This is a genomic window from Chryseobacterium subflavum, from assembly GCF_055762745.1.
In genome coordinates this window covers 194,464-220,959 of record NZ_JBVTMR010000001.1, presented here as the reverse complement: position 1 = coordinate 220,959, position 26,496 = coordinate 194,464, and the positions used below count along the sequence as shown (strand labels likewise).

The 26,496-nt window shown below is 36.3% G+C and carries 22 protein-coding genes; 10 read left to right on the top strand and 12 right to left on the bottom strand.

The genetic code is table 11. The features are described from left to right. Positions 1 to 19: 19 nt before the first annotated feature. The gene (gene dnaG / locus AC0INN_RS01040; protein WP_273647313.1) at positions 20 to 2,002 is read right to left on the bottom strand and encodes a DNA primase; all 1,983 of its coding nucleotides are present in this window, start codon (positions 2,000 to 2,002) and stop codon (positions 20 to 22) included. 183 nt (positions 2,003 to 2,185) lie between these two features. On the opposite strand from dnaG, the gene AC0INN_RS01035 reads away from it, so the two are divergent. The 8 genes from AC0INN_RS01035 to AC0INN_RS01000 all read left to right on the top strand — a co-directional run bounded on the left by AC0INN_RS01035 (position 2,186) and on the right by AC0INN_RS01000 (position 9,159). Next, a complete protein-coding gene (locus tag AC0INN_RS01035; RefSeq protein ID WP_273647312.1) occupies positions 2,186 to 2,755 on the top strand; it encodes a hypothetical protein in 570 nt (189 codons plus the stop codon). After that, entirely contained in the window at positions 2,756 to 3,163 is a 408-nt protein-coding gene (tsaE, locus tag AC0INN_RS01030) for a tRNA (adenosine(37)-N6)-threonylcarbamoyltransferase complex ATPase subunit type 1 TsaE (RefSeq protein ID WP_172277031.1), read from the top strand. Between the two features lie 71 nt (positions 3,164 to 3,234). Further along, on the top strand, positions 3,235 to 4,428 hold the full coding sequence (locus AC0INN_RS01025) for an alanine dehydrogenase (protein ID WP_273647311.1): 1,194 nt from the start codon (positions 3,235 to 3,237) through the stop codon (positions 4,426 to 4,428). Further along, positions 4,428 to 4,799: a hypothetical protein gene (locus tag AC0INN_RS01020; RefSeq protein WP_172277025.1), complete on the top strand. Its 372-nt coding sequence runs from the start codon at positions 4,428 to 4,430 to the stop codon at positions 4,797 to 4,799. The genes AC0INN_RS01025 and AC0INN_RS01020 overlap by 1 nt, the downstream gene beginning before the upstream one ends. A 26-nt stretch (positions 4,800 to 4,825) precedes the next feature. Then, positions 4,826 to 5,596: a histidine kinase gene (locus AC0INN_RS01015; protein ID WP_273647310.1), complete on the top strand. Its 771-nt coding sequence runs from the start codon at positions 4,826 to 4,828 to the stop codon at positions 5,594 to 5,596. After that, complete coding sequence (locus AC0INN_RS01010; protein WP_273647309.1) at positions 5,574 to 6,284, top strand: LytR/AlgR family response regulator transcription factor; 711 nt, start codon at positions 5,574 to 5,576, stop codon at positions 6,282 to 6,284. The genes AC0INN_RS01015 and AC0INN_RS01010 overlap by 23 nt, the downstream gene beginning before the upstream one ends. 107 nt (positions 6,285 to 6,391) lie before the next feature. After that, a complete protein-coding gene (locus AC0INN_RS01005; RefSeq protein ID WP_306611263.1) occupies positions 6,392 to 6,781 on the top strand; it encodes a hypothetical protein in 390 nt (129 codons plus the stop codon). A 98-nt stretch (positions 6,782 to 6,879) separates the two neighbouring features. Next, positions 6,880 to 9,159, top strand: a complete 2,280-nt coding sequence (locus tag AC0INN_RS01000) for a cation:proton antiporter (protein ID WP_228456925.1) — start codon at positions 6,880 to 6,882, stop codon at positions 9,157 to 9,159. A gap of 87 nt (positions 9,160 to 9,246) precedes the next feature. On the opposite strand, the gene AC0INN_RS00995 is transcribed toward AC0INN_RS01000, so the two are convergent. The 5 genes from AC0INN_RS00995 to AC0INN_RS00975 form a co-directional block, all read right to left on the bottom strand. Then, positions 9,247 to 9,579, bottom strand: coding sequence for a hypothetical protein (locus AC0INN_RS00995; RefSeq protein ID WP_273647307.1), 333 nt, complete (start codon positions 9,577 to 9,579; stop codon positions 9,247 to 9,249). Positions 9,580 to 9,655: 76 nt separating this feature from the next. After that, positions 9,656 to 10,006, bottom strand: a complete 351-nt coding sequence (locus AC0INN_RS00990) for an enoyl-CoA hydratase (protein ID WP_273647306.1) — start codon at positions 10,004 to 10,006, stop codon at positions 9,656 to 9,658. Between the two features lie 78 nt (positions 10,007 to 10,084). Further along, positions 10,085 to 10,723, bottom strand: a complete 639-nt coding sequence (locus AC0INN_RS00985) for a hypothetical protein (protein ID WP_273647305.1) — start codon at positions 10,721 to 10,723, stop codon at positions 10,085 to 10,087. Between the two features lie 16 nt (positions 10,724 to 10,739). Further along, positions 10,740 to 11,177, bottom strand: coding sequence for a hypothetical protein (locus tag AC0INN_RS00980; protein WP_273647304.1), 438 nt, complete (start codon positions 11,175 to 11,177; stop codon positions 10,740 to 10,742). A 449-nt stretch (positions 11,178 to 11,626) separates the two neighbouring features. Continuing rightward, complete coding sequence (locus AC0INN_RS00975) at positions 11,627 to 12,259, bottom strand: hypothetical protein (protein ID WP_273647303.1); 633 nt, start codon at positions 12,257 to 12,259, stop codon at positions 11,627 to 11,629. 513 nt (positions 12,260 to 12,772) lie between these two features. Here AC0INN_RS00975 and AC0INN_RS00970 point away from each other — a divergent pair. After that, a complete protein-coding gene (locus AC0INN_RS00970; protein WP_273647302.1) occupies positions 12,773 to 13,237 on the top strand; it encodes a hypothetical protein in 465 nt (154 codons plus the stop codon). 113 nt (positions 13,238 to 13,350) lie between these two features. Here AC0INN_RS00970 and AC0INN_RS00965 read toward each other — a convergent pair whose 3' ends face one another. The 4 genes from AC0INN_RS00965 to AC0INN_RS00950 are packed head-to-tail and all read right to left on the bottom strand — an operon-like array spanning position 13,351 to position 21,971. Then, on the bottom strand, positions 13,351 to 13,800 hold the full coding sequence (locus AC0INN_RS00965) for a hypothetical protein (protein ID WP_273647301.1): 450 nt from the start codon (positions 13,798 to 13,800) through the stop codon (positions 13,351 to 13,353). A 4-nt stretch (positions 13,801 to 13,804) separates the two neighbouring features. Then, complete coding sequence (locus AC0INN_RS00960) at positions 13,805 to 17,452, bottom strand: DUF6443 domain-containing protein (protein ID WP_273647300.1); 3,648 nt, start codon at positions 17,450 to 17,452, stop codon at positions 13,805 to 13,807. 38 nt (positions 17,453 to 17,490) lie between these two features. Continuing rightward, entirely contained in the window at positions 17,491 to 20,340 is a 2,850-nt protein-coding gene (locus AC0INN_RS00955; RefSeq protein ID WP_306611258.1) for an RHS repeat domain-containing protein, read from the bottom strand. 5 nt (positions 20,341 to 20,345) lie between these two features. Next, positions 20,346 to 21,971: a T9SS type A sorting domain-containing protein gene (locus tag AC0INN_RS00950; protein WP_273647298.1), complete on the bottom strand. Its 1,626-nt coding sequence runs from the start codon at positions 21,969 to 21,971 to the stop codon at positions 20,346 to 20,348. Positions 21,972 to 22,330: 359 nt separating this feature from the next. Between AC0INN_RS00950 and AC0INN_RS00945 the strand changes: the two genes are divergently transcribed. Next, complete coding sequence (locus AC0INN_RS00945) at positions 22,331 to 23,176, top strand: prephenate dehydrogenase (RefSeq protein WP_172276976.1); 846 nt, start codon at positions 22,331 to 22,333, stop codon at positions 23,174 to 23,176. Between the two features lie 360 nt (positions 23,177 to 23,536). Here the strand turns inward: AC0INN_RS00945 and AC0INN_RS00940 are convergent, their stop codons facing one another. Both AC0INN_RS00940 and AC0INN_RS00935 read right to left on the bottom strand, forming a co-directional pair. Further along, the gene (locus tag AC0INN_RS00940) at positions 23,537 to 24,955 is read right to left on the bottom strand and encodes an L-serine ammonia-lyase (RefSeq protein WP_306611256.1); all 1,419 of its coding nucleotides are present in this window, start codon (positions 24,953 to 24,955) and stop codon (positions 23,537 to 23,539) included. Positions 24,956 to 25,050: 95 nt separating this feature from the next. After that, positions 25,051 to 26,397 carry an ammonium transporter gene (locus AC0INN_RS00935; RefSeq protein ID WP_273647296.1) on the bottom strand — a complete coding sequence of 449 codons (1,347 nt, stop codon included), beginning with the start codon at positions 26,395 to 26,397 and terminating at the stop codon, positions 25,051 to 25,053. Positions 26,398 to 26,496: the final 99 nt, after the last annotated feature.

Below are 26,496 nucleotides of genomic sequence, written 5' to 3'. Positions count from 1 at the left end.
CCAACAGTTTGTCTGAAAATTATCTTTTACTGTCTCTATAAATCCCTTTAATGGGTGAGTATTCGATAATATCATTGAGTTTCATTGACGCCTGTTTCAATAAGGTGATCTTTTTGATCAGTTCAAAATATTTTCCTTCATCTTTTCCACTGTATTGATCCAGCTCTTTAGCCGTTTCTTTGATCAGGTAGTCGATATACCGGTATTTATGCAGCAAGACGTCACCTTTAATCTGCTCTGCCACTTTATCCCCGTAATTGGGAGGATAAATATTCCGGGAAGCCCAGTTTTCAAGCTCATCCAATGGAATTAACGCATCTACTACCTTCGAGGTGATCTGCTCGTCCATAAAAGATACGAAAAAATTCCCGCTTCTCAGTTCATCCTGCTGGATGCCTTCTTTTACCTGATTAATGATGATCTCATTTCCTTTTACCAAAAATTGATATTGCTCTTCCTCAAAATGGTGCAGAATTTCTTCAATGACCGTGATCTGATACTCCTCATTATTAGCGTCCGTTCTTTTTAAAACAACATCTCCAAACATCAGCATATGATCTACAAGCTTACTCTCCATAAACAAGACATCATACAGAAAAGGATCCCCTTTATTCTCATCCGGAGGGACAATATCCATTTTAACGGGAACATTTTCTTTCTGCTGCTGAACATGCTGGTTCTGATTTTGGGTAATCTGCCTCTGAACATCCAGTTCATTAAACAAGCTCTGTTCGGAAAGTCCGAATTTATTGGAAACTTCTTTTAAGTAAACCTCTCTTTTCAAGGCATTCTGAACAAACCCTACGGATTTAACGATGTTCCTGATCGCTTCGGCCTTTTTAATAGGATCGCCTCCTGCTTCTTTTAAAAGAATTTCAGCTTTAAAATCAATAAAATCCATCGCCTCATTTTCGATGAATTTTTCCACATAGTCCTGCGGATGTTTTCTGGCAAAGGAATCCGGGTCATCTCCTTCAGGAAATAAAAGAACTCGGATATTCATTCCTTCTGTCAGCAACATATCAATACTCCGGAAACTGGCTTTAATTCCGGCATTATCTCCATCAAAGAGAATGGTTACATTTTCCGTTAGTCTTTTGATCAGTTTGATCTGTTCTGTCGTCAGGGAAGTTCCCGAGCTTGCCACCACATTTTCAATTCCGGAAAGATGAAGGGAAATCACGTCCATATATCCTTCCACCAAGAGACAGACGTTTTTCCTGGAAATAGCCTGCTTACTTTGGTTTAATCCATAAAGGACATTCGATTTATGATAGATCTCCGTTTCCGGGGAATTGAGGTATTTTGCTGTTTTTACATTATTCTTAAGGATCCTGGCACCAAAACCCAATACCCTTCCTGAGAAACTATGGATCGGAAAGATGACCCTTTCACGAAAACGGTCAATTCCATTCGGTGCATTTTCAGGAAAAATAGAGAGTCCTGATTTCTCCAGAATTTCTTTAGAATATCCTTTCTCTAAAGCATACGCCGTAAAGGCATTTTTCTTTTCAGGAGAATATCCCAGCTGGAATTTTTTTATGATATCATCTTTCAGCTCACGCTCCCTGAAATAAGCGAGTCCAATGGATTTTCCTTCTTCAGCCTCCCAAAGGAAATTCTGAAAGTAATCATTGGCCACTTCATGAATTTTATATAATAAATCCCTTTCAGACTGGGCATTTTTAGCTTCTTCAGAAAACTCGCGCTGATCTTCTTCAATTTCAATTCCGTATTTTTTGGCAGCATGGCGAAGCGCTTCGGGATAGGTGAAGTTTTCAATTTCCATGAGGAAGGAAATCGCAGTTCCTCCTTTTCCTGTAGAGAAATCCTTCCAGATCTGCTTACTCGGAGAAACGACAAAACTGGGAGATTTTTCTTCGTGGAAGGGACTGAGTCCTTTATAATTAGACCCTGCCCGTTTCAGCTGCACATATTCACCCACAATCTCTTCTACCCGGATCGTGGAGAATATCTTATCAATGGTCTGTTTGGAAATCATGGTGTAAAAGTATAATATTTCTATTGTAAAACAAAAAAATCCCCCTTCGTGAAATTCCTAAAATTGATAAAATTCGTGTTCGATCTAAATAAAATAATTAGGCTAAATTTGACAAATGAAAAATGACACCCGGATGAATGACAGAATGCCTGGTTGAACGCATTCTCAATAAAAGTTTCATGTATGGCTGAAGATTATAAAGCTTTTAATATCTACAAACCTGCCAACGGTTTTGTATGGACAAGGGAAAGAATAATTTATATTTTAATAGGTATCCCTTTCCTGACTGTTGCTTTTGTGCTTTATATACTCAAAGTTCCGGAAAAGGAAATTCCAGGCTGGTTCGCATGGATCATAGGAATACCTATGTTTATTGCCTTCATCGGAGGTTTTATTAATGTCTGGTTTCCGGAACAGCTAAAAGGTCGAATGGAAGGAAAACTTATTTTTGAAAAAGAAAAAATTACCGTCGACAATGAGGTTTTTTTGACGCAAAATCTAAAGTATGTGGAAATAGTACAAAATGATCATAAGGGAAGGTTCATTATCAGGAACGGTGCTGACGGTGCTTTTTCCCAAGGCTGCAATAATTATTTAAAAATCAGACTTTTGGATAATGAGGAAAGGAAAGTTCTGTTTCAGATAAAACAACCAGGAGAACTTTTACAAATATCCAATCAGCTTAACTTTTACATAGAACAGGGTTTAATGACCAAGGAAGCCCGAAACAATATATTAAACTATACATCATAAATGGAATTGAAAATCAATAAAATCGAAGACTGGCAGGCTGTAGTGGAAAAAATTATTCCTCAATTGCAGCACCCTATTCTTTTGCTAAAAGGAAACCTGGGAGCAGGAAAAACAACATTTACACAGTTTTTACTTAAAAACCTGGGAAGTGAGGATGAGGTAAGCTCTCCAACCTATTCTATTGTGAATGAGTACAGCAGTCCGAAAGGAAAAATTTTTCACTTTGATCTTTACCGTCTGAAAAATATTGACGAGGTGTATGATATCGGTATTGAGGAATATCTGGACAATGCTTATCTATGCATTATCGAATGGCCGGAAGTATATGAAGAAGAGCTGTACGGCCTGGAATATCACTCAATGAGCATTTTAAATACCGGTGAAAGCAGAGAAATCACTTTCGAGTAAATATTATGTATCTTTGCTTACTAAATTTGATTATAAAAACATTTATCTGTAAGACATAATTAATGTAAAGAATGAGTACTACAAATATTTTCACTCCTTTTACTGAAGAAGAATTGATGCCGAAAGAGGAAAAACTGGAAGTTATAAAGAAGGGTAAACAATTTAGTATTGGTGTTCCCAAAGAAACGTGTCTTCACGAAAGAAGAACCTGTATCACTCCTGATGCAGTGCAGGTATTGGTAGATCACGGCCACGAAATCATTATCGAATCGGGTGCCGGAGTAGGATCTTTTTTTACAGATTTACAGTACTCCGAATCAGGAGCAAAGATCACTACAGATCCCAAAGAAGCTTTCGGACAGGATTTGATTTTAAAGATCAACCCTCCTACTGAGGAAGAAATTGATTATATGAAGCCAAATACGTATCTGGTTTCTGCCCTTCAGATCAATTTAAGAGAGAAAGAATATTTCCTGAAGCTTGCTGAGAAAAAAATCAATGCAATCGCTTTCGAATTTATTATCGACGAATACAAGCAGCTTGCCCTGGTAAGACTGGTAGGTGAAATTGCCGGAACCGTTTCCATCCTGTATGCATCGGAATTGCTGGCTTTATCCAATGGCCTTATGCTGGGTGGAATTACAGGTGTGCGACCTTCGGAAGTCCTGATCCTTGGAGCAGGAATCGTGGGCGAATTTGCCACCAAAGCAGCTATCGGTTTAGGAGCTAGCGTAAGGGTTTTTGATAATTCCCTATCGAAACTACGCCGACTTCATACCATTGTAGACAGCCGTGTTCCTACTTCTATTATCGATCCTAAAGAGCTGGGTAAAGCTTTAAGACGTGCAGATGTTGTGATCGGAGCCCTTCCGAGATTGAATATGCAGCCGATCGTTACGGAAGATATGGTAATGAAAATGAAAAAAGGAAGTGTAATTATAGATATCACCATCGACAATGGTAAAGTGATCGAAACTTCGGAACTTACCACCATGGATGAGCCTTATATTATCAAACACGGAGTGATCCATTGCGGTCTTCCGAATCTTACGTCAAAAATGCCGAGAACGACAACAAAGGCTATTTCTAATTTCTTTTTATCCTACATTTTAAATTACGATGAGGAAGGTGGCTTTGAAAATATGCTGATCCGCAAAAATGAAATGAAGCAAAGTCTTTATATGTATAAAGGAAGACATACGAAAAAGATCATCTGCGACCGTTTCGGGCTTACTTATCATGATATCAATCTTTTAATTTTCTAATGAAAAAACTGAAGTTTTATTTAATCGGCCTTATTCCGGGGCTTATTATTGTATTTTTTATATTAAACAAAAAAGGGGCAAGCTGCTCGGGATATTTGCCCAACAGCCGTGTTATTGCTGAAACGCTTTCCAAGGATTTTAAGTATTCAGAGACATTCAGTAATGAAATGAAAACCTTAAAGATTGATGAAAAATTTCTGAAAGACAGTATTATCACCAAAGGAAAAGTAGATTTCGACCGCAGCCATGCTCAAAAAAAACCATGTCCGGAATATATACTGATCTATCCGGAAACCCATCCGACCTACGAGATCGGATATGAAAAATGTGAAGAAACGGTAACGCTGAACAGCCTTAAAAAACTGAAATAAGCAGGTATTATTTAAAGAAAACAACCATGGATGGCAATTATTACATGATTCATGATTATCTGATATTCATTGGAGTCTTTGCTATTTTCTTTTTTCTTACGGTAAGCATCTACCTGTTTGGCCAGAATAAAAAATTCAAACAACGAAATACCAAGCTGTCGGAAACGAATAAGCTGATTGAGCAGCGACTGAATGAAGTTCAGCTGGAACACATTGGTACCAAGCTGAATCCGCATCTGTTTAAAAATATCCTCAATTCCGTTCAGTCTCACGCTTACCAGACCTATATGTCCCTTGATAAGCTGGCGAACGTGCTGGATTATATCTTATACGAAAGCAATAATAAATTCGTAAGCCCGAAGGAAGAGCTCACTTTTGCCTTAAGCCTTATTGAAATCAATAAGATCAAGATCAACCCCCTTTTTGATTTCAGGATCAAATCCAGAATCGATAAATCCGACCGTATCTTTGAAGAGAAAGTATTTGCCCCGCTGATTTCTGTGGACCTGATAGAAAACGCTTTTAAACATACGGATTTTTTAGCCCAGGATTCTTTTATATCCATATATCTGGAGCTGGAAAACGGGATCTACACCATGAAGGTGATCAACAAGGCTTCGCTGAAAAACGTTCTGGAAAAAGAAAAAAGCGGATTCGGAAGCCAGTCCCTGGATCAAAGGCTGAAGATGATCTATAACACGCATTATCAGCTTCAAAAAAGTTCTAAAAACGGGATCTTCACAGCAGAATTACAAATTAATTTAGGAGAGTTCTATGATAAAGTGCGTTATTCTTGATGATGAATTGCTGGCGATAAGCTATTTAAAGCTTCTATGTGAACAGATTGATCATGTAGAGGTGGTAAAGGCTTTTAACGATCCTAAAATTTTCCTCAGCGAAATCCATTCCATCGACTGCAACGTATGCATCCTGGACATTGAAATGCCGGGAATGACGGGACTTCAGGTAGCAGAATTGATTTCAGATTCTAAAAAGATCATTTTCACGACAGCCTATAAAGAATATGCCGCCGAAGCGTTCGATCTTAATGTGGTGGATTATGTGCGTAAACCTATTAAAAAAGAAAGACTCATTCAGGCTTTTGAAAAGGCGAAGGAACTGGTCAACAGCCCGCAGAAGAAAGACTTTATCGAATGGAATACGAATATCGGGAAAACCATCATTTTCACAGAGCAGATTGCTTACATTAAAACCTCGGAGATCGACAGCCGCGATAAAGATATTATTCTCAACGACGGAACCAATATCGTCCTTAAAAACCTCAATTTTAAAAATCTTCTTGACATGCTTCCTGCTAAAGATTTCGCCCAGGTCAATAAAAAAGAGATCATCGCGTTGTCTTCCATCAAAGTATTTTCAACCAACGAGATCATTACCACAATTCCTGCGGAAGATGACAATTTCCTGAAACTTCAGATCGGAGATACCTATAAAAGCGCTCTGATGGAAATGTTCGGAAAATAGATCCTTCAAATGATCCGGTTTTCGCTGCAGAATTCAGGTCTTTCATTACAGGCTCCTTTTTACAATAATCAGTCCGTGTACTTTTGCCCCTGATTAAATGATTGATCATGAAAAGATTTTTTTATGCATGTGGAATTCTCATATCCGGATGTTGTTTTTCCCAGGAATCTACTTCTCAAGTGAAAGCCGCATTTTTTGACGGAGTGGCAGCAGCCGGATATGTGGATCATGGGGCTTTCATCAATTTTACGGGACCAAATATCAACATGACCTGGCGCCATACAAGATTTATTGTAGGAATGCTTCCTTCCCTACGGATCAGAGAAGATCGTTCAGAAGGGACAAAAAACAGCGCTATCACTCCTAATCTGGGTGTAGGATTTACTTTTGTCTACAAAAAGATAGCCCTTCAGGTTCCGGTGTACTATAATACCAAGACTTCGACACAAAATGGCAGCTGGAAAGTAGGAATTGGGCTTGGATATTCTTTAAAATAGATTTTTCATTACATTATTTATGGCATTTATTACATTTTACAAAAAATAATATCTGTCATCCATATATTCTTTAGAAATTTACACTAAAATAACGGATTATGAATTTGGGGAAATACAGAAATATTATTTTTTATGCAGTTACGATCGCTGTTTTCTCTTGCCTGATGTACTTCTTCATTATTGAAGGACAAACATTGGAGGTAAAAGAAAATCTTGTTGTAAAAACAAGTTCAGGATCTACCTGGGATAACTTTATAGAATCGTTTAAAGCCAACCTTCATCATCCATTGGCTTTACTGCTGGCACAAATCGTTACCATCATCCTGGTCGCCCGGTTATTCGGATGGATTTGCATGAAAATAAAGCAGCCGACGGTGATCGGAGAAATGATTGCCGGTATTGTTCTGGGACCTTCATTACTGGGAATGTACTTTCCGGAGTTTTCATCCTTTCTTTTTCCAAAAGAATCCCTTGGGAATTTACAGTTTTTAAGCCAGATCGGGCTGATCCTGTTCATGTATATCGTTGGTATGGAACTTGATCTTAGCGTCTTAAGAAAAAAGGCGCATGATGCCGTAGTGATCAGCCACGCCAGTATCATTATTCCTTTTGCACTGGGTATCGGACTCTCCTATTTCATCTATCAGGAATTTGCACCGGATGGTATCCAGTTTACTTCTTTTGCCTTATTTATTGCTATTTCAATGAGCATTACCGCCTTTCCGGTACTGGCAAGGATCGTCCAGGAGAGAAATCTGCAGAAAACCAAACTGGGAACCATCGTTATCACCTGTGCCGCAGCAGATGATATTACCGCATGGTGTATCCTTGCAGCCGTGATCGCTATTGTAAAAGCGGGATCTTTTGCCAGTTCGATCTATGTGATCTTAATGGCTATAGGTTATGTCTTTTTTATGATCAAGATCGTAAGGCCGTTCCTCAAAAGGATCGGTGATCTGCAGGCAGGTAAAAACACCATCAACAAACCGATGGTCGCCATCTTTTTTTTAACGCTTATTCTTTCTGCATATGTAACGGAAGTGATCGGAATCCATGCCTTGTTCGGAGCTTTTATGGCTGGAGCTATTATGCCTGAGAACGCTAAATTCCGTACGATGTTCATCGATAAGATCGAAGATGTGGCCCTGGTTCTTTTACTTCCTTTATTCTTTGTATTTACAGGACTTCGGACACAGATCGGACTGCTCAATGACGGACACCTTTGGATGACAGCCGGATTTATAATTCTGATTGCTGTAGCCGGAAAATTTGCAGGAAGTGCTTTAGCTGCACGATTCCTCGGGATCAACTGGAAAGACAGCTTAACAATCGGTGCTTTGATGAATACCCGGGGATTAATGGAACTTATCGTTCTGAATATCGGATATGACCTCGGTGTTCTGGGTCCCGAAATTTTCGCCATGCTGGTGATCATGGCTTTGTTCACTACCTTTATGACCGGACCGGCACTGGATTTTTTCAATTATCTTTTTAAATCTAAAAAGGATGAAAATATCCCAAATGGGCATCATGATTCGAAATATCGTGTTTTGCTTTCCTTTGACAATCCTGAATCGGGAAGTACCTTATTAAAACTCGCCCATGATTTTACCAATAAAATGAATGGCAATAAGAGCATTACTGCCATGAATATTGCTCCTGTGGAGGAAATGCATGCCTATGACATCAATGAATACGAGAATGAGCAGTTTAAAAATGTAATCGAAACCTCCCACGACCTGAAACTTGAAGTCACTACCCTTTTCAAAGCATCTACGGATATTGAAAACGATCTTACCAGCATTTCAAACAAAGGAAACTACGACCTCCTTTTGATCATGCTTGGAAAATCGATGTATGAAGGAAGTCTACTAGGCAGGCTGCTGGGTTTCACCACGAAGATCATCAACCCGGAAAAACTCCTGAATACCGTAAAAGGAAAAGGATATATTTTCAACAACTCCCCTTTTGACGATTTTACTTTACAAATCCTTGATAAAACCAATATCCCGGTAGGAGTTCTGGTAGAAAAAGATTTCAAAAGTGCGGATAAAGTATTTGTTCCGATCTTCAACCTCAGCGATTTTTACCTGCTGGAATATGCCAAGAGACTGATCAACAATAATAATTCACAGATCATCATTCTGGATGTCGCAGGACAGATCCGGAATAATATCGAGGTGAAAGAACTCATCAGAAGCATTGAACAGGTTGCCCCTAATCATATCACCCTATATAACGAGAAAAAGATCGAAAAGGAGTTTTTAAATTCCCAGGATCTGATGCTCATCAGCAGTAAAAGCTGGAAAGGATTAATCGATACCAAAAGTATCTGGCTATCCGATATACCTTCTGCTCTTATTATATCCAATCCATAACAGGTTCGGTTAGCAACTGTATGGTTCGTACCTATAAAAAAGACCGGCTGTAGAGCCGGTCTTTTTTGTTTATTCGAAGTTAAAAATTTACCATTTTTGAGCCAGATACTCTTCTAATGGGGTATTCCAGAACCATGGAGGTGAGCAGAATTCTGTTAATTCGGAAAGGATATCCTGCATCCTTTCCTTATATATTAAATCACTTCCATAATCATCATGATCGTATTCAATATGTTTATTATTGACAAATTTTATAAAATCATCATTTAAGGTTAAGCCTTCATCTCTAAGTTGGTTTATCCCTATGAAGAAATTATGCGCTAATGTTCTAAAATCTTTGTTATCTAAAGTTGAAACTGTTTTAAAGTCTAACCTTTCAAATAAAACATTGAGTTGATCCCTCATCTTATCAAATTCCATCTTCTCGGATTTATATATAGATTGTTAATCTTATTCGGGCACGAGCGTGACGCTCGCGCCAGCAGGGGCCATTTTATTAATTTATTATATTTCCATTCTCATCAAGTTCACTTTCAAAGTATCCAATAACTTCATGCCAATTTTCACTCAGATAAAACATACCATAATATTTTTCACCTGTTATGCTTACAAATCTTAATTTACTTTCAGAATAATTTTCCAAGCTTAATAATAAACTGCTTAATTCTTGTGATAACCTAACATTACCATTCCTTGTAGCGGTGTATTGCCTAATCTTATATATTCCTATTAAATTTTCTCTATCAAAGTTATCACTATTGCTGATTTTAATTTTATAGTTTTCAAAATCACCCAACATCTGCCTTTCTTTTTTTATTAAGCTAAATATTTTTTCAGATACTAACATATTAATAATTTATATTGATCTTGGTAAAGCGTATTCCCCCCGCTACCGCACGAATCCATTTAAAATGCCAGCTGCCATTTATTTCACAAATATTTTATCTGCTGCAAGCATTATACTATCACTTTTGTCATCACTGAACTCGGAAAATTTTGTCACTATACCTATCACACTTTCATTCTCATTAATAGGAATAGAGCAAGAATAATAACTATTATTTTCTTTACATATTAATGTTTCCTCTTTAATAATCTTTCTTCTGACTGAATCAGAAATAGTATAATTAAACTCTACTAATTTTGTTTTAAATTTTGAAACAGGAAAGTAAAAACTGAAATTGAACCTAACTTTATCAAATGATTTAGTATAAAATTTACTTGCATCTTCATACAATTTTCCATCTCTATATATCTTAATTTGATTCTCAATCTGTTTATTTAGAAAAATATATTCTATTTCATACTTTTCTCCAGTTCTTTTATTTCTAAATTTCCACCAATCTTGCTTAGAGTTGTAATGAGTATTTATATTACCTTCCAGAGTATACTCTTTATTCTCTCCATTAATTTTCGTAATAGAATCGTTAATTCTTGTTTTTGATATTATTTTGTAATTACTTAGTTCAGCTAATTTTAAAATATTTTCCCCTTGTTGTTTTTTACAACTGAAAAATATGGAAAAGACAAGAAAAATCCCAATATATTTTATTTTACCAACCATAAGTTTTAACGCCAGTTTATAAGAGGGAACTAATATTATCGCTTTTAATAAAATGTAAAACCTGATATAAACCTTCGTATGGCAATCCTTGCTCTAAATCAAGTATAACATTATCATTATTTTTTAATCCCAATTTTAATTTTGTAAAATTATTTTTTAAATAAATGTCATTTTTCAATTCTTCTTTTAAGGCTGGAACAACTTCTATAATTTCATCTATTTTTACAAATGAAAAGCTATCTTGCTTATTGATAATAATTCTATTATTAGTCAATAAAATCCAATTTGAAATATTTTCAAAAAAAGTAATTAATGGTTTTTCTTGATCAGATAAATTTGAAAACAATGTCTTGAATTGATTCTCATTATCTCTATTAATAATTTTAGTTTTAATCCCTTCCCCACCTTTTCTTTTGAAAATTGAAAGGTATATTGATGATTTATCTTTTATCATTTAAATATTATTTTAAAGTTTTTTGCAAAATAATTCCATTTCCAACCTTCTCGAATGAATAACCGAATCGTTGTGCTATATTTGGATTTAAAATCCTTGATTAATTACTGATGAATCATAAATAGATATTTTTCTTGCTCCTGCTCCAATCCCCGCTACCCCCATGCACTAATTACAAATTTAAATCTATTTCCAAAATTTCATGATCATCATTATAGTAATTTCTTTCACTGCTATATTTGCATTGATAAAGTTCTGTTACAAAACCACTTTCAACAGGATTCTGATGGATGTAATTTAATTTCTGCTAAAGGCTACTTTCAGACTCATTTAATATTAAATACTATAAACAAAAATCCGAGAAAGTGTACCTTCTCGGATTTATTATGAGTTGTTAATCTAATTTAATTTATTCAGACACGAGCATGACGCTCGCGCCAACAGGGGAATTATATTTTACTCTTCATTTGTTTACTATATAAAAGCATTTGCGGTATAAACAATAGTAAGATAGAAAATGAAATTGGATTAAATCCTTTTAATATTGTAAAAATTATAACTACTATAATTGATACCAATAAAACAAAAGAATTAATTATATAAGCCAACCTAATATATCCTTTTTCTACAAGTTCATCCCAACTATCAATTATTCTAATATCGTATTTTTTAACTTCATTTTTTAACTTGTCAATAAACTTGTCCGCATCTTTAGATTTAATCTTGGAATTATTAATATAAATAGTATCAACATTTGTTATAATTTTTCTTAAAAATTGATCGTCATCTAAAACAACGGTTTTGATATCACTAATTTTAATAGAAATAGGAGATCTAAAATTAAAAATAAATTTCTTTTTCCATTCAAAAACTAATTCGTTATCAGTTTTAATTATTATTTTGAGGTTTCCACTTGCAAAATAATACATTGTTATAAGGATTAAAGTAAAACAAAGAATTGGAATAATAAAAGAGCTGGTTTCAGCTCCAATAAAGATTGCAATTACAAAAAATATTGGCGTTAAAAAAAGACTTAACAAAATTCTAGATTGTTTAAAAATAGTAATATTATATTCTTGCATTTTCTTATTAATTAAGGTTCATTTGTTAAATCATAAATCATTGTTCCTGTTCCATAAACTAAAAACCCCACGCTGGTGCGAGCGTCACGCTCGTTGCCTCTTCACTAATTACAAATTTAAATCTATTTCCAAAATTTCATGATCATCATTATAGTAATTTCTTGCACTGCTATATTTTCATTCATAAGGTTCTGTTACAAAACCACTTTCAATAGGATTCTGATGGATGTAATTTAATTTTGCTCAAAAACCTTTAAAGACCATAAATAGTGTAATTCTAAAAACAACCTTAATAAAAATCCGAGAAATAGGTATTTTCTCGGATTTATTATGAGTTGTTAATCTAATTTATTAAGACACCAGCGTGACGCTCGCGCCAGCAGGGTGACCATAAATGTATCAACAAACAGGTATAAGCTGGAAAAATCATTACTTCATAATAACAACTATATTTAATAAATAATTATTCATTTTAAATTATTGTTCATAACTTTGAATATTATAAAATAGCTTATGTTTAAGAAAAACTATATAAAGAGCTCTCTTTTAATCTTAGTACTTTTACTGATAACTAGTTGCAACTTTAATCATATATATGAAAACCGAGAAGAAGATAAAAAAGAGGCTGAAAAGATTACACAAAAGTTTTATTCTTTAATTAAGGCAAACAGAAAAGAAGAAATTTTGAAGCTTTTTAGTGCAAAATTTTTTAAAGCAACAAGTAAAGATAAATTAATTGGAATGATTGATTGGACTAATAAAGAAGCGGGAAGTAGTTCAAATTATTCATTATATGAATGGGAAACAAGTGTTGTAAAAGGAACAAACTCTAAAGCTGAATATCTATTGTCATATTATGTGAAAAGAGATAAAATCAATACTTTTGAAATTTTCTCCTTACAGAAAGAGACTGATAGTATAAAAATTATCGGTTATGAAATAAATTTAGATGTAGACAAAAATAAGATAATAAAATAAAGGAAAATAATAGGGATCTTTTTGTAGAAATAAAAACTCTAAATAGCGCTGTATATAAAAATTTAAAAAGGTTATCTACGTTTTGTAGATAACCTTTTTACGCATTTGTATTTTTATGCCGGATCTGCAAATCCTACTGAAAGCATAGCAAATAATAGTAAAAAGTAATAGTTGTATTCATCTTCTCTGTCAAATACTAGGACGTATTTGTTCATAAAAAAAGTTGATTCATCTTTTATTGATCCAATTTTTTTATTATTTAACAAACATATCGCTTCATATTTCCCTAATATATTAAATTTCTCTTTTATTGAAAGTATATTATTATTTATAACAAGGCTATTTCTTTTTACTGAAAGAGTCTTATCTAAATTTTGATCTAATATTTTAATATTTTTCTTAAAAAAAAAATTAAACGTTTTAAAAACCAACAACTCTTTATTGTCAACTCCTAAAATTTTGTTTTTATTTAAATAAAAGCGTCCAAAGATCACCTTTAAAATTAACTTATTACCTTCAAAAAATTCTGAAGTATCAGAATGAATATTAACATAGTAATTCATAATATTATTTAAATCCTATTACAATTTTACCATCTATACCCAAAAGAGCTTTCAATCCTCCTCCAATTTCAAAGCAAGACGAACAACCTTCTTTATTACCTCCTTTAAATTTAGATTTTAAAGATATTCCTAAAGCTTCAGCACTGCTCCCAGCTGGTGGTTTAAGTATGCTTTCTCCAGGACCTATATTACCTTGCCCCTCTAAATGTCCATTATCCTTATAATATTCTATTAAATCACCAGCTGTGGGAATGACGTCATTTGAAACATAATCTAAGTTCCCACCTACTGATAATTTCTTACTTAATAATTTTATACCACCACCTACAAAATTATGTCCTTTTCTATCACCAGCTTTTGCATAAAAACCATCCCCCAAACTCCATCCTACCTTTCCAAGAGATGTAGTAAATAAACCTGCCTCAAGTGAACCAAAGCTTGTTTTACCTCCAACTTGTGCACCAAATGTCGCAGAACCTTCTAATTTTAAAACGAAATTATTCATAAAATAATCAATAACATTACCCCACATGCTACCAGTACCTAACTTCAACATATTATATTGTCCATACTGCGCTTCATCTGCATCTGTCCACCAACTTAAAATGCCTTTATTATTTGTTAATCCTCCACTGTAGCCCATTTTCAACGTATTCATAAGATCACTATAAGCCTGCGTTTCTCCAAAAGTTTCAGTGCTTCTGCCACCTGCCGTACTAAGCTTAGACATTGAGTCTTCAAAATACATTGCAGTTACATTTTGCTGTCCCAAATAATCTAAATAATTTGCTATTCCACCATGTCCTCCTTGGGCGAAATATCTCAGGAGACTTCCCCTCTCACCCATTCCTACAGATCTTTCAGGATCTATCGTAGGAGCGTAGATGGATTTTCTTCCATCCGGATCAATAAAGCTTACCGGATTATTAAATGCATAGTTATACGGAGAAAATCTTCTCATTTGTTCCGCCAAAGGATCAATCACGCCCCATCGTGCAATGTCGGACATATACATCCTGGCCCCGAAATCATTCCATCCGGTTTCACTTTGAAGTTCCTTGCCATTGTACTGGTAATTATAAGAAGGATTTCCTTTTATACCATTATAGCCATTATGTTTCAATCCAAAAGGATAGTAATTGTTTTCAGTAAGAACTTCTGCGCTACCGGTAGAGCTTTTGGAGTAGCTTAGCCTTATATTCCCCAAATGATCGGTATAGTTGTAAATATACTTATTATTTTCAAAACTGTAGTATCCCTCCGCAGTAGGTACAAACTTAAGGATTGGTGAGCCCGCTCCAAAAGATGTCGTACTCGTTTCATATTGAAATCCGTCCAGATAATCCGTCACCGTATTGGCAAGAAAATTAAACTGGGCATCATCCCTGTATTTATAATCTTTTTTTAGCTTTGTCCCGTCTGCGCGATAGGTATACAATGTATTAACATAGGTTTGAGATCCCCTGTTCCCAACAAGTTCATTAAATTTAATATACTTCGGGAGGTTAAGCATATTATAGTCGATCTGTAAAATTCCTTTATCCTTCTGGTCTGTCATATTCCCGTTATCATCATAGCCAATACTATTTCCGGAAGTTTCGGGATACCCTCCATAGTTATTTGAGGAATCAGTAACGGAGTTAAGCTTATTTCCCGTATACTGATAAGTAAGGTTATCCATAAGTTCGGTTGCTCCTGTAATACCTTTTGTGTTCCTTTGTAAGGAGCTGATGTTTCCGTTCAGATCGTAAGCCAGGGTTTCGTTGTAAAAATTATTTTGGGGAACCGATGACCCGGGTTCATAATAAGTTCCTTTGGTCAGCCTGGTTAAAGCATCATATTGATAGGCATATCTTCTTAGTACATTATCTGAAGAAGTCCTCCAATCCATTTCTGAAATTAGTCCGTTATATTTTGCAGTTGCATTAGTGGGATTCTGGAATTTAAGCTCATAGGCAAATAATTTCCCGTTAAGGTTGGAAGGATCATTAACTTTGGTAAGAGCACCATGGATATTGTAGGTGTAAACAATATCCTGAAGGCTGTTTCCAACCTTTTTACCTGAAAGCTGGTTAAGTTCATTATAAGTATTCTCCGCAAGTAATTCCTGAGCGCCCGTTCCTACCTGATGCCATTGTTTTTTTAATCTGTTTTGGCTGTCATATTCATACGTCTGGGTTATAATTTTTTCTGCGTCAGAAGCTAATCTTTTGTGGTAGATTTTAGACTGTTTTACGGCGCCTGCAAAATCAAGCAAAGATTCTGTTTTGGTATAGCCTCCCAGGTGATTAATAGAGTGCGTACCTATAACCCTGATCTTATCATCATACCATATATAATTTTTCGTCCAGTTATCATCTTCAATATTTTTCACATACGAAGCTGTTGCAAGGCTTCTTGTATTGACTGCATTAGCCGTGTTATCACCGATGGTATTAACACCCTGAATCTGCGAAGGTCTTGTGGGAGTTCCAGTTGGATAAGTGTCGTAGTAGTTAATACTCAAAACCTTATCAATAGTGGTAGGGTATACCATATTGCCATAGTAGACAAGCATTCCACTGTTTGTAAATCCCGTAGTACTTTTTTCTTCCGTTGATGGCTTTCCCTGGTCAATATAATAATTGGTGCTGTATTGAACCTGATCCCTGATAAATTGACTCCCAATATCAGCTATTCCTGTATATATTACTCTGCTCAGCTTATCATATTTTGAAAAGAACCATTTTCCTGTTTTTCGTAATTCTGCATCCTGACTCATTATGAGCCTGTCAGCTTTATCATAAACAAAATATTCCCATCCTTTCCCTGGTATTTTTTTCTCTACCTGTCTTCCTTTGGAGTCATATTTATACTGATAACATAATGGGTCAAGTATACTCTGGGTAACAGTAGCCCCGTTAGCCATCTTTTCAACTGTCTTTGAAGCTTCCGGTGAAAGTACAAAAGCAAGCTTGTTATACTCGTTATAAATATAGTAAGTGTTTGCACTCTCTGATGCACTAATTACTTTCTTCACCAGCAAGGTCTTTCCGCTTGCGCTTTTAAACTCTATACTTTTATTCCCGTCTTCATCAGTTATCGTGTTTTTAGAAAGCTTTTTTAAAGGATAATATCCAGCTTTCACAATATCTGTTTTGGTAGCATTATTTTCCCACGTGGTAGAGACCGTGAATTTCAATACTTCATTAGCTGCATTTGTCTCATAATTATACAGCACTGGCTTGTTAGCCCAGGCATTTCCCGGTTTTACGCTCTGCTTTACCCTGTTATAAGGAGCAATATCCATTGTCGTTACTCCAAATATCTTTTCTAAGCCATAGGTCTGGGAAGCATCCGCAAGAGGATCTGTATAAATACCTCCATCCTGGGTTACACTTTGTGGGACAGGCAGATAAGTTTTATTCGTTATTTCCGTAGGATCATATACTATATGTTGTACTATGTCTTTTCCTGATGGAGTTCCTTTAATACTGATGATCTGCTTAGGACGAGCAAGCCCATCGAAATATTGAACTGATTCTACTTTTTTGGAGCAATCTTCGGTAAGACAGCTTTTCGTATAAGAATAGTTTTCGTTGTCAGTAAGCCCTGACTGGGAGAAGCCCCACCCAGAGATTAACAGCATCAAACATAAAATAATTTTTTTCATCCTGATCTGTGTTTTATATTGTATACCTGGCTTCATGATCATTGGTTTTTAAGGTTGTTTTTAAACTCCTGTAACGTATTGCCCGTTCGGTCTGTGATCTTAATCAACCTGTTGGCATTATCGTATTGGTAGTTCTTTCTGACTCCTGCTGGAGAAGTTTCAGTGGTTACTCCAATGAGCGGATCATAAGTGTAGGTCGTTATATTGTATTGTTTCAGATTCTGATTTTTTCTGAAAGTATCGAGAGCTGTAATGAAAGCAGGCTCTGTAGAAGGATCTGAAATATCCTTAAGCGACGCGTTGACTATAGGCTGAATAATATTAAGAGCTGTAAGCTGGTCATAGGTAATACCTTCAACTTTAGCAATCAACAGCGTATTGTTATAACCATATACCAGTGATACAGGAACTCCGCTTTTACTGGTAAGCTGCAATACATTCCCAAATGCATCATATTTATCAAAAGTTCCCTCTGTAGAAGGTGTTCCGTTTACAACGTCATAGGAAATTGTTGAAGAAGGATAGACATCCGTGGTGCGATCAAACTTCACTTCGGATTTTGAAATATTTTTAGAGATTCCATCTTGGGTTACTTTAGTTTCCGATTGTAGCGGAACTGCAATCAGATTGGCATTTTTCAGCTTCTGGTTATTAAGATCATCAGCATATTTGTAATTTTTTTCAGAATAATCTCCGGTTTCGTCAGTGGCTGCTTCTTTAATAATATTTCCATATTTACCTTCTGCTGTTGTTGTACTTGAATTGGTTAAAACAGTATTGGCATCCGGATATGAAAACCCATTGACAGTCTGGGTTTCTATCCATGGGATTTTTGGAGGAACAGGAATATTAGCATCAATCGGAGTATAATTTATGGTATACTGATATTCATTTTTCTGTGCCAGTTGTCCATTCCCTTTATATTGCTCAATTTTTTCAGGAAGCAACATATTTAAAATATTATAATTGAGGTCTGCATAATTAAAGGGACTTTGAATTGGAAGGTTTAATAGTCCACTAGTATCATTAGGCATAATAAAAGAATACTTAGTAGAATAGTTCTTAGTTGTATTGGTGACTTTTACATTTTTGTAAAGCATCTCTTCATAAGGTTGATAAAATCCACCATCTAGCAGGATACTGCTATTATCCCAGCCATAAAGCATACTATTCGGAACCCCAGGTTTTGAAAAATCATCGTAATTATAATCCAATACTTCTATAGGTGCGGCATTGGGATCATCATATTTTTTAATACTTTTCACTCTCAGGCCTTTAGTATAGTTAAAAGGTTCGGAAAGCTTTTTTACTCCATATATAATAAATGTTCCTTTATCAGGGGATGACCCGGTGAGCCTTAATTTGTTCGTACCATTGGTCACAAAATACTCATAGCTGGAGGTCTCTGTATCATTTTTAAATATTGTCCTTGAGACTTCTGTACCATTAGCCTTATAAATTTTATAAGAAAAAGGAACAGGTCCTGCATTTTTTAATGTTACATCATTCACTCCACCAATAATATAACATACATCAGTATATACAGAGCTATCAATAGTAAATGGATAGTCTTTGGTAATAGCCATGTCAAAGTTGATCTCTGCTATTTTTACCAGCTTAAAATCTTTAAAAGGATGATTTAAGATATTCCCACCGCTATAAGATACACTATACTGACGACTAGGTACAGGTTGTGTATTTGACTCGAATTCATATTCTATTTTTCCTCCTGAGGGCAAATGTATTACCTGTAAAACACCATTATTGGCATAGTGAGGGTTAACTTCCCCAGTATTATATAATCTATCCTGTTCAAAGATTTGATAGGAAGAAACTGTTCCAAAACCGAACTCATCTTTTTTATCTACACTTACACCATTATTAGAAAGATAATCAAAACTGTATTTCTCAATCAAGTTATTATTCTTATCCAATTTAGATAAAGAGAGTAGCTCTTTTCCATTGGTGCTTACCTGATATTGATGGATTACTCTTGACCCTGCATCTTTGAGTATTAATTTTTGTAGCAAATAAGCATCACGATCCCCAGAGGTTGGTGTCCAGTTGGTAACGGGCAAAGGTGCAGTGCCTTGATAATATTGAAAATCAATTGATCCAATGTTAGTTATATTGATTTTCAAAAGCTTGTTCTTTACAATATACTGTGTTCCGCCGACACCTGAAATACTCTGTGTATAAGGAACATAGTCGTAGGTTACAATCGTATTATTTCCTTCATCTGTTATTTGAGTAAGGTTATAAGCACTCTGAAACAATTCTTTCTTATTGCCTATTCCATAAAATGAAATATCGTTTTTATCAAAAAGATATTTTAACCCGTTTTCATCAATTACTGTAAACGATTTTATCAGGTATTTTGTGGTATCAGTAGTTTTCTCGAAAATGATCCTTGTTTTTGAAGTTTCTGTTTGTATAATTTTCGCTCCATTAGTAGCTTTATCATAGGCTATTGCAAATCTTCCACTTCCTCCAGGACAGCTATACTGAAACATATTGGATTCATAAACCTTGTTATTCCCTATCTTTCCTACGCTATATTCCTTAACATGATTATGAGAAGATCTTGATACATAAGATCCCGCTGTAACGTTCCACCCCATGCCAATATCAGTGATCATCTGCTTGGATGAAATACCTGAAGCAGAATAATTTAATCCAACATTGATTTTAAGTTTGGAAGATTGAGTGGGAATATTGAATAAAGGAATACCTATACTAGGATTACCTCTGGCAATATCCACTGTACCCATATTTTCATAATTACTTTTTTGAAGTTCAAAAGTATTTCCACTTTGACCATAGTTTATGGTACTATAAGCTAAAAAGCAAAAGAAAAACAAGTTTTTTATAAAGTTATTTTTTCTCATCTGTATTATTTTTTAATCAATTTAGCATTAGCCGTTTTATTCGTATCCGTTTTGATGACCACCAGATAAGCACCTTGTATCAACGGCTGTGCATTAATCTTCGTTACCTTATTCTTGGTTTTTAGATTCTGAAGCTGTCTTCCTCCCATATCATACATAGTAATATCCGCTTCCCTGAAATCAAAGCCTATTTCTACATAAGCATAATCTGATACCGGATTCGGATAGATCTTGATATCCTGTTTTTCAATTAACTGATCCAGTTGTTTATCTCCCAGCTTCACAATCTTCCAGTTCTCCTTCCCTAGTTCCTCTGCACTGGTTCCTGCTAAAATGATGGAGCCATCCCTGTTCAGCTTAATATCTGATAATCTCTCCTCTCTCTTTCTGGATTCTCCCTTCACATGCTTTCTCCACTGTTCATTTCCATTAGCATCCAAATACAGCATCCAGAATGTTTCATCATCTGTTTCTATTCTTCCTTCTGCCTGAGTATATCCACCCAACAATATTCCTTTAGTTGAGGGTTGAGAGTTGTCAGTTGATAGCTGATTTAGGGCAGTCATACCCATCAAAACATCCCTGTTTTTGAAATTGTAGGATTTTTGCCACTGTTCATCTCCTCTTTCATTTAAAGAAACCAACCACAAATCTGTTCCTTCTTCTATTCCTACCGTCTTGTTTCCGGATCTCTCACTTCTTGATTCTCCTCCGATGATATACCCGTTTGACGTTAAAGCCAGTGTTCTTAGATGATCATCTCCTTTTCCTCCCAGGTTCTTTTCCCATTCTACCTTTCCTTCTTTGTTTAGTTTTACGATCCAGTAATCTCCTTCACCAAAGTTTTCAGTGGTTTTTGCATAGCGGGATACGGAACCTGAGGTTCCTGTAGCTGAGTTTTGATTCCCGGAATCGGAAACACGAAACTCAGAGCTTCTTGAATAGATTCCCAGAAGTGCTCCACCGTCTCTTGTGGGTATCATCTTTTCCACTTCGTCTAATCCTCTTCCCCCTAAAATAAGTTGTGAAAGTTCTTTTCCGTTTTTATCAAGTCTGATCACCAGGATATCTTTTGAACCATAGCCTTTGGATGCATTCTGAACATTTCCGGCTACAACAAGTCCTAAATCTGTGGTTTGGATAACTGATCTGGCTTCTTCATCAGCACTTGTTCCCAAAGTCTTTTGCCACAATTCATCTCCAAATTCATTAATTCTAATGAGCCATATATCTGATCCTCCTTTGGAGTCATCTTTTTTATCTATTCCCTTTCCGGAATATGAGGTTCCTGAAATTAGAAAGCCTCCTTCCTGGGTTGCTACGGTAGAAGACAAATAATCATGATTGTTTCCTGAGAAATACTTTTCCCAAACCTGATCTCCCTGTTGGTTGAGTTTCACCAAATGAAAGTCGTAGCCATTGTTTTGCTGGGTATTGCTTCCTGCATCTTTCTTCTGGTTTCCTGCTTGTATGACACTTCCTGTTATCAGATACTGCTGATCGATTGTTGTGGTTACCTGGCTTAGGAAATCCTGGGTTGAGGATTTGATATCTTTTTGCCAAACCACTTCCTGGGCTGATAACCCGGAAATAATGCACATAGAAAGTACACTCAAGTAGAGTTTTTTCATGCCTTGTGTTTAATTGTTAAATTCATTTTTTATAATTGCCGCAAAAGTAATCTTTTTTATCTCACAACGAAAAGACTTATCGAAAATTTTTGACTTCATCTTTTTCATTTGTACAAAGTTAGCTTTGAATTGCGACAAAACCCGTCGCATTATAAAACCAAAAGTCTTTCCTCACAAGCAAAACTTTCTATCAAAATCATATTTATCATTTCAAAAATATTTTATACCTTCGCTTCGTGATTACAAATAACGGAACATATTACTATAGAATATTTAACTCAGATCTGGGATAGAGATTCTTATATATGATATACAACCTCGTCCTAGGACGGGGTTTTTTATTTTAAAATGAAAAGAAAATGAAAATAAGTATTGTCGGTGTAGGTCTCATTGGAGGCTCTATCGCTTTAAAGTTGAGAGAAAAAGGAATTGCCGATTTTATCTACGGAATAGACAACAGCAGCAGGCACCTTGATGAGGCATTAAGCTTACATATCATTGATGCCAAGGTAGACCTGGAATACGGAATCAGGAATTCCGATCTTGTGATTATTGCTATTCCGGTTGATTCCGCGAGAAAGCTTTTACCTACAGTTTTAGATCTGGTATCAGGCACCCAAACGGTAATGGATGCAGGATCCACCAAAGCAGGAATTGTAAGCGGCGTAAAAGATCACCCGAACAGGTCTAGGTTTGTAGCTTTCCACCCGATGTGGGGTACGGAAAACAGCGGACCGAAATCAGCCGTTGCAGAGAGCTTCTCAGGAAAAGCCGGGGTGATATGCAACAAAGAAGAATCCGCAGAAGACGCTCTTGCCCTCGTTCAGAAAATTGTAGAAGGCCTGGATATGCACCTCATTTATATGAATGCTGAAGACCACGATGTCCATACCGCGTACATCTCTCATATCTCTCACATTACATCCTACGCCTTAGCCAATACTGTATTGGAAAAAGAAAAAGAGGAAGACACCATCTTTCAGCTGGCAAGTTCGGGTTTCTCAAGTACGGTAAGGCTAGCCAAATCCCATCCGGAAATGTGGGTTCCGATCTTTAAACAAAATAAAGAAAATGTTCTGGATGTCCTTAATGAACATATTTCGCAGCTACGTAAGTTTAAGGCAGCTCTGGAAAAAGAAAATTACGAATATTTAACGGAGCTGATTTCCAATGCTAATAAAATAAGAGGAATACTGGATAAGTAATCCTCTTATTGAATATTTTTCTTTGCTATTTCGATGAAGGAGAATCATCCATCGTAACTTTAGTAATTGACTGTATCTTTTCTTTTGTCTTGAAACAAAAGAAACAAAAATTCAAGACTGGAAACTGCGGCTAAAAATGATCCTATTCTCTAAAAATTCTATAACTCGTGCGGATTTGAAGTATGTTTATTATTAACTTTTCTCTCCGCACTCAGACAGTAGAATTTTTTTAACGTTCACAGCATTCATTTTCTTAACGCCTACGTTTCCTAGGTCACTATAAAAAGGTACATTTTTTCTAAACTTATAAAGCTTTAGGACTATCAGTTTAAAAGAAAATTACTTTTGTGACAAATATTTCTAGCACTCCGGAACATTGACTGCAATAGCCAACCCTCCTTCCGAAGTTTCTTTAAAACGATCACTCATCGATTGAGCTGTCTCCCACATCGTCTGAATAACTTCATCCAAAGTTACCCTGGCTTTTGCAGGATCGCTTTCAAGAGCGATATTGGCTGCGGTGATCGCTTTCATCGCTCCCATTGTATTTCTTTCAATACACGGAATCTGCACCAATCCTTTGATCGGATCACAGGTAAGACCTAAATGATGTTCCATAGCGATTTCAGCCGCCATCAGCACCTGTCCTACACTTCCGCCTAAAATTTCAGTAAGTCCCGCTGCCGCCATAGCAGAAGATACTCCAACCTCAGCCTGGCATCCTCCCATAGCCGCGGAGATCGTGGCATTCTTTTTAAACAGGGTTCCGATTTCTCCGGCAACCAGTAAGAATCTTATAATATCATCTTCACTCGTAAATGGCGTGAAAGCCTGAGCATACATTAAAACGGCAGGAATAACACCACTCGCCCCGTTTGTAGGTGCTGTGATGATCCTTCCGAAGCTTGCATTCTCTTCATTGACAGCCAAAGCGAAGCAGGCAATCCATTTATTGATATTGGTGAAATTTTCTTCGGCATCTACTACCAGCTGAAACCATTCGTCAATATTCTTATATATTTTATCCCCTAAAAGTTTTCTGTTGATTCCGGCTGCCCTTCTGGTTACATTTAAACCACCAGGCAAAATTCCTTCTTTGTTGACTCCTTTGTAGATGCATTCTTTGATCTGTGTCCAGATATTCAATGCTTCCTGTCTGGTTTCTTCCTGGGTCCTCCAGCTTTCTTCATTGATCATGATCAGGTCTGAAAACTTCTCAAGCCCTAACTTATCACAATATTTTATAACATCTGAACCGTGATGACAAGGGTATAATGTGCGGACACAATGCTTTTGGATCGAATTTTTTTCCTGGCTTGCAATGAATCCTCCTCCTACGGAATAGAAGTCCTGGACCAGTTCGGTTCCATCTTCGAAAACGGCTCTGAAAATCATTCCGTTCGGATGGAAATCGAGGGATTTTTGCATATTGAGAACCAGATGATAGCCGTAGATAAAAGGAATTTCTTTCTCTCCACCCAGATTGATGATCTCATCTCTTTTTATTTTCTCAATTTTCTCATCAATTTTTGAAGTATTGATCGTCTTGTAATCCTCACCATTCAATCCCAGCATTCCCGCGATATCTGTACCATGTCCTATCCCGGTTTTTGCTAAAGAACCGAAAAATTCAAGAAAGACCTCTTTCACCTCTGTGATCGATCTTTCTCTCTTTATAATTCTGATAAATGCAGAAGCTGCATTCCATGGTCCCATCGTATGCGAACTGGACGGGCCTATACCTACTTTAATAATCTCAAATACTGATATTGATTCCATAAAAGATTCATCATTTTCCTCATCACAAAGATACATGATAAATCGTTATTATGCTTCCCTTCACATAAGGATTAAAATAATTATTTAAGTGCCCGCTACCATTTTAGGCTTTCTTCATGCTGAGACATGTCCAGTCCCATATTTTCCGACTCTTCGGATACCCGAAGGGTAATCATTCTGTTCGTCAGCCGGTACAAAACCAGAGAGCCAAAAAATGCAAACACAGAAACCAGAACCAACGCCATCATATGGTGGGCAAATACTTCAATCCCTCCATGCAGAAGGCTTGCGTTTTCACCATGCGCAAAAATAGCGGTCAGGATCATTCCCATGATTCCCCCTACTCCATGGCATGCAAAAACATCTAGGGTATCGTCTATTTTTTTGAGTTTCTTCCAGTTCATCATCAGATTGGAAACAATAGCTGAAATAAATCCGATAAATAAGCTTTCCGGAACAGATACAAAGCCACATCCCGGGGTAATGGCAACCAGACCTACTACAGCACCGATGCATGCTCCTAATGCAGAAACACTCCTTCCGTTAATTCGGTCAAAAAGGATCCATGTCATCATCGCTGATGCCGAAGCTATAGTTGTGGTTCCGAAAGCTGTGGCAGCAGTTGCATTGGCTCCCAGTGCAGATCCGGCATTGAAACCAAACCAGCCGAACCAAAGCATTCCTGTTCCCAGAAGTACAAAAGGGATATTCGAAGGTTCATGGTGAGGGTTTTTCCTGTTTCCTACAACCATTGCTCCTGCCAAAGCAGCAAATCCTGCGCTCATATGCACTACGGTTCCGCCTGCAAAATCTTTGACACCAAAATATTTATTCAACAAACCGTCCGGATGCCATACCATATGGCAAAGGGGCGTATAAATGAATATACTGAAAAGAACCATGAACAGCAGATAGGAAATAAAGCGCACCCGTTCGGCAAAAGAACCGGTGATCAGTGCGGGAGTTATCACCGCAAATTTCATCTGAAAAAGAGCGAATAAAATAAACGGAATGGTAGAAGCCATCGCTTTGTGCGGCAAGACACCTACATGATTAAAAAAGGGGTAACTCAAGGGATTACCGATCAGTCCATAGTGCTCTTCGTTCATTTCAAAACCTATAGAATCACCGAATGACAAAGAAAATCCAACTACAACCCACAGAATAGAAATGACTCCTAAAGCAATAAAACTTTGCAACATGGTGGAGATCACATTCTTTTTACCCACCATTCCACCATAAAAGAAGGACAACCCCGGTGTCATCAGCAATACCAGTCCTGCTGCTGCTAAAATCCACGCCACATCAGCCCCTACGATCTTATCTTCGCTTAAAAACTCACCTGAATCCGGCAGGTCCGTTACCGGTGACCAAAACAAACCACCGATAGCAACCATTGATATCACCGCAAAGGACACGATCCATTTCAAACCAATTTTCATAAAAATATATTTTAACCCTATCAAAAATAGGGATAAATTTCATAAAAACACATTTAAAAACAAAACAACCCTTAAATTTTAACGCATAATAATTTAAAA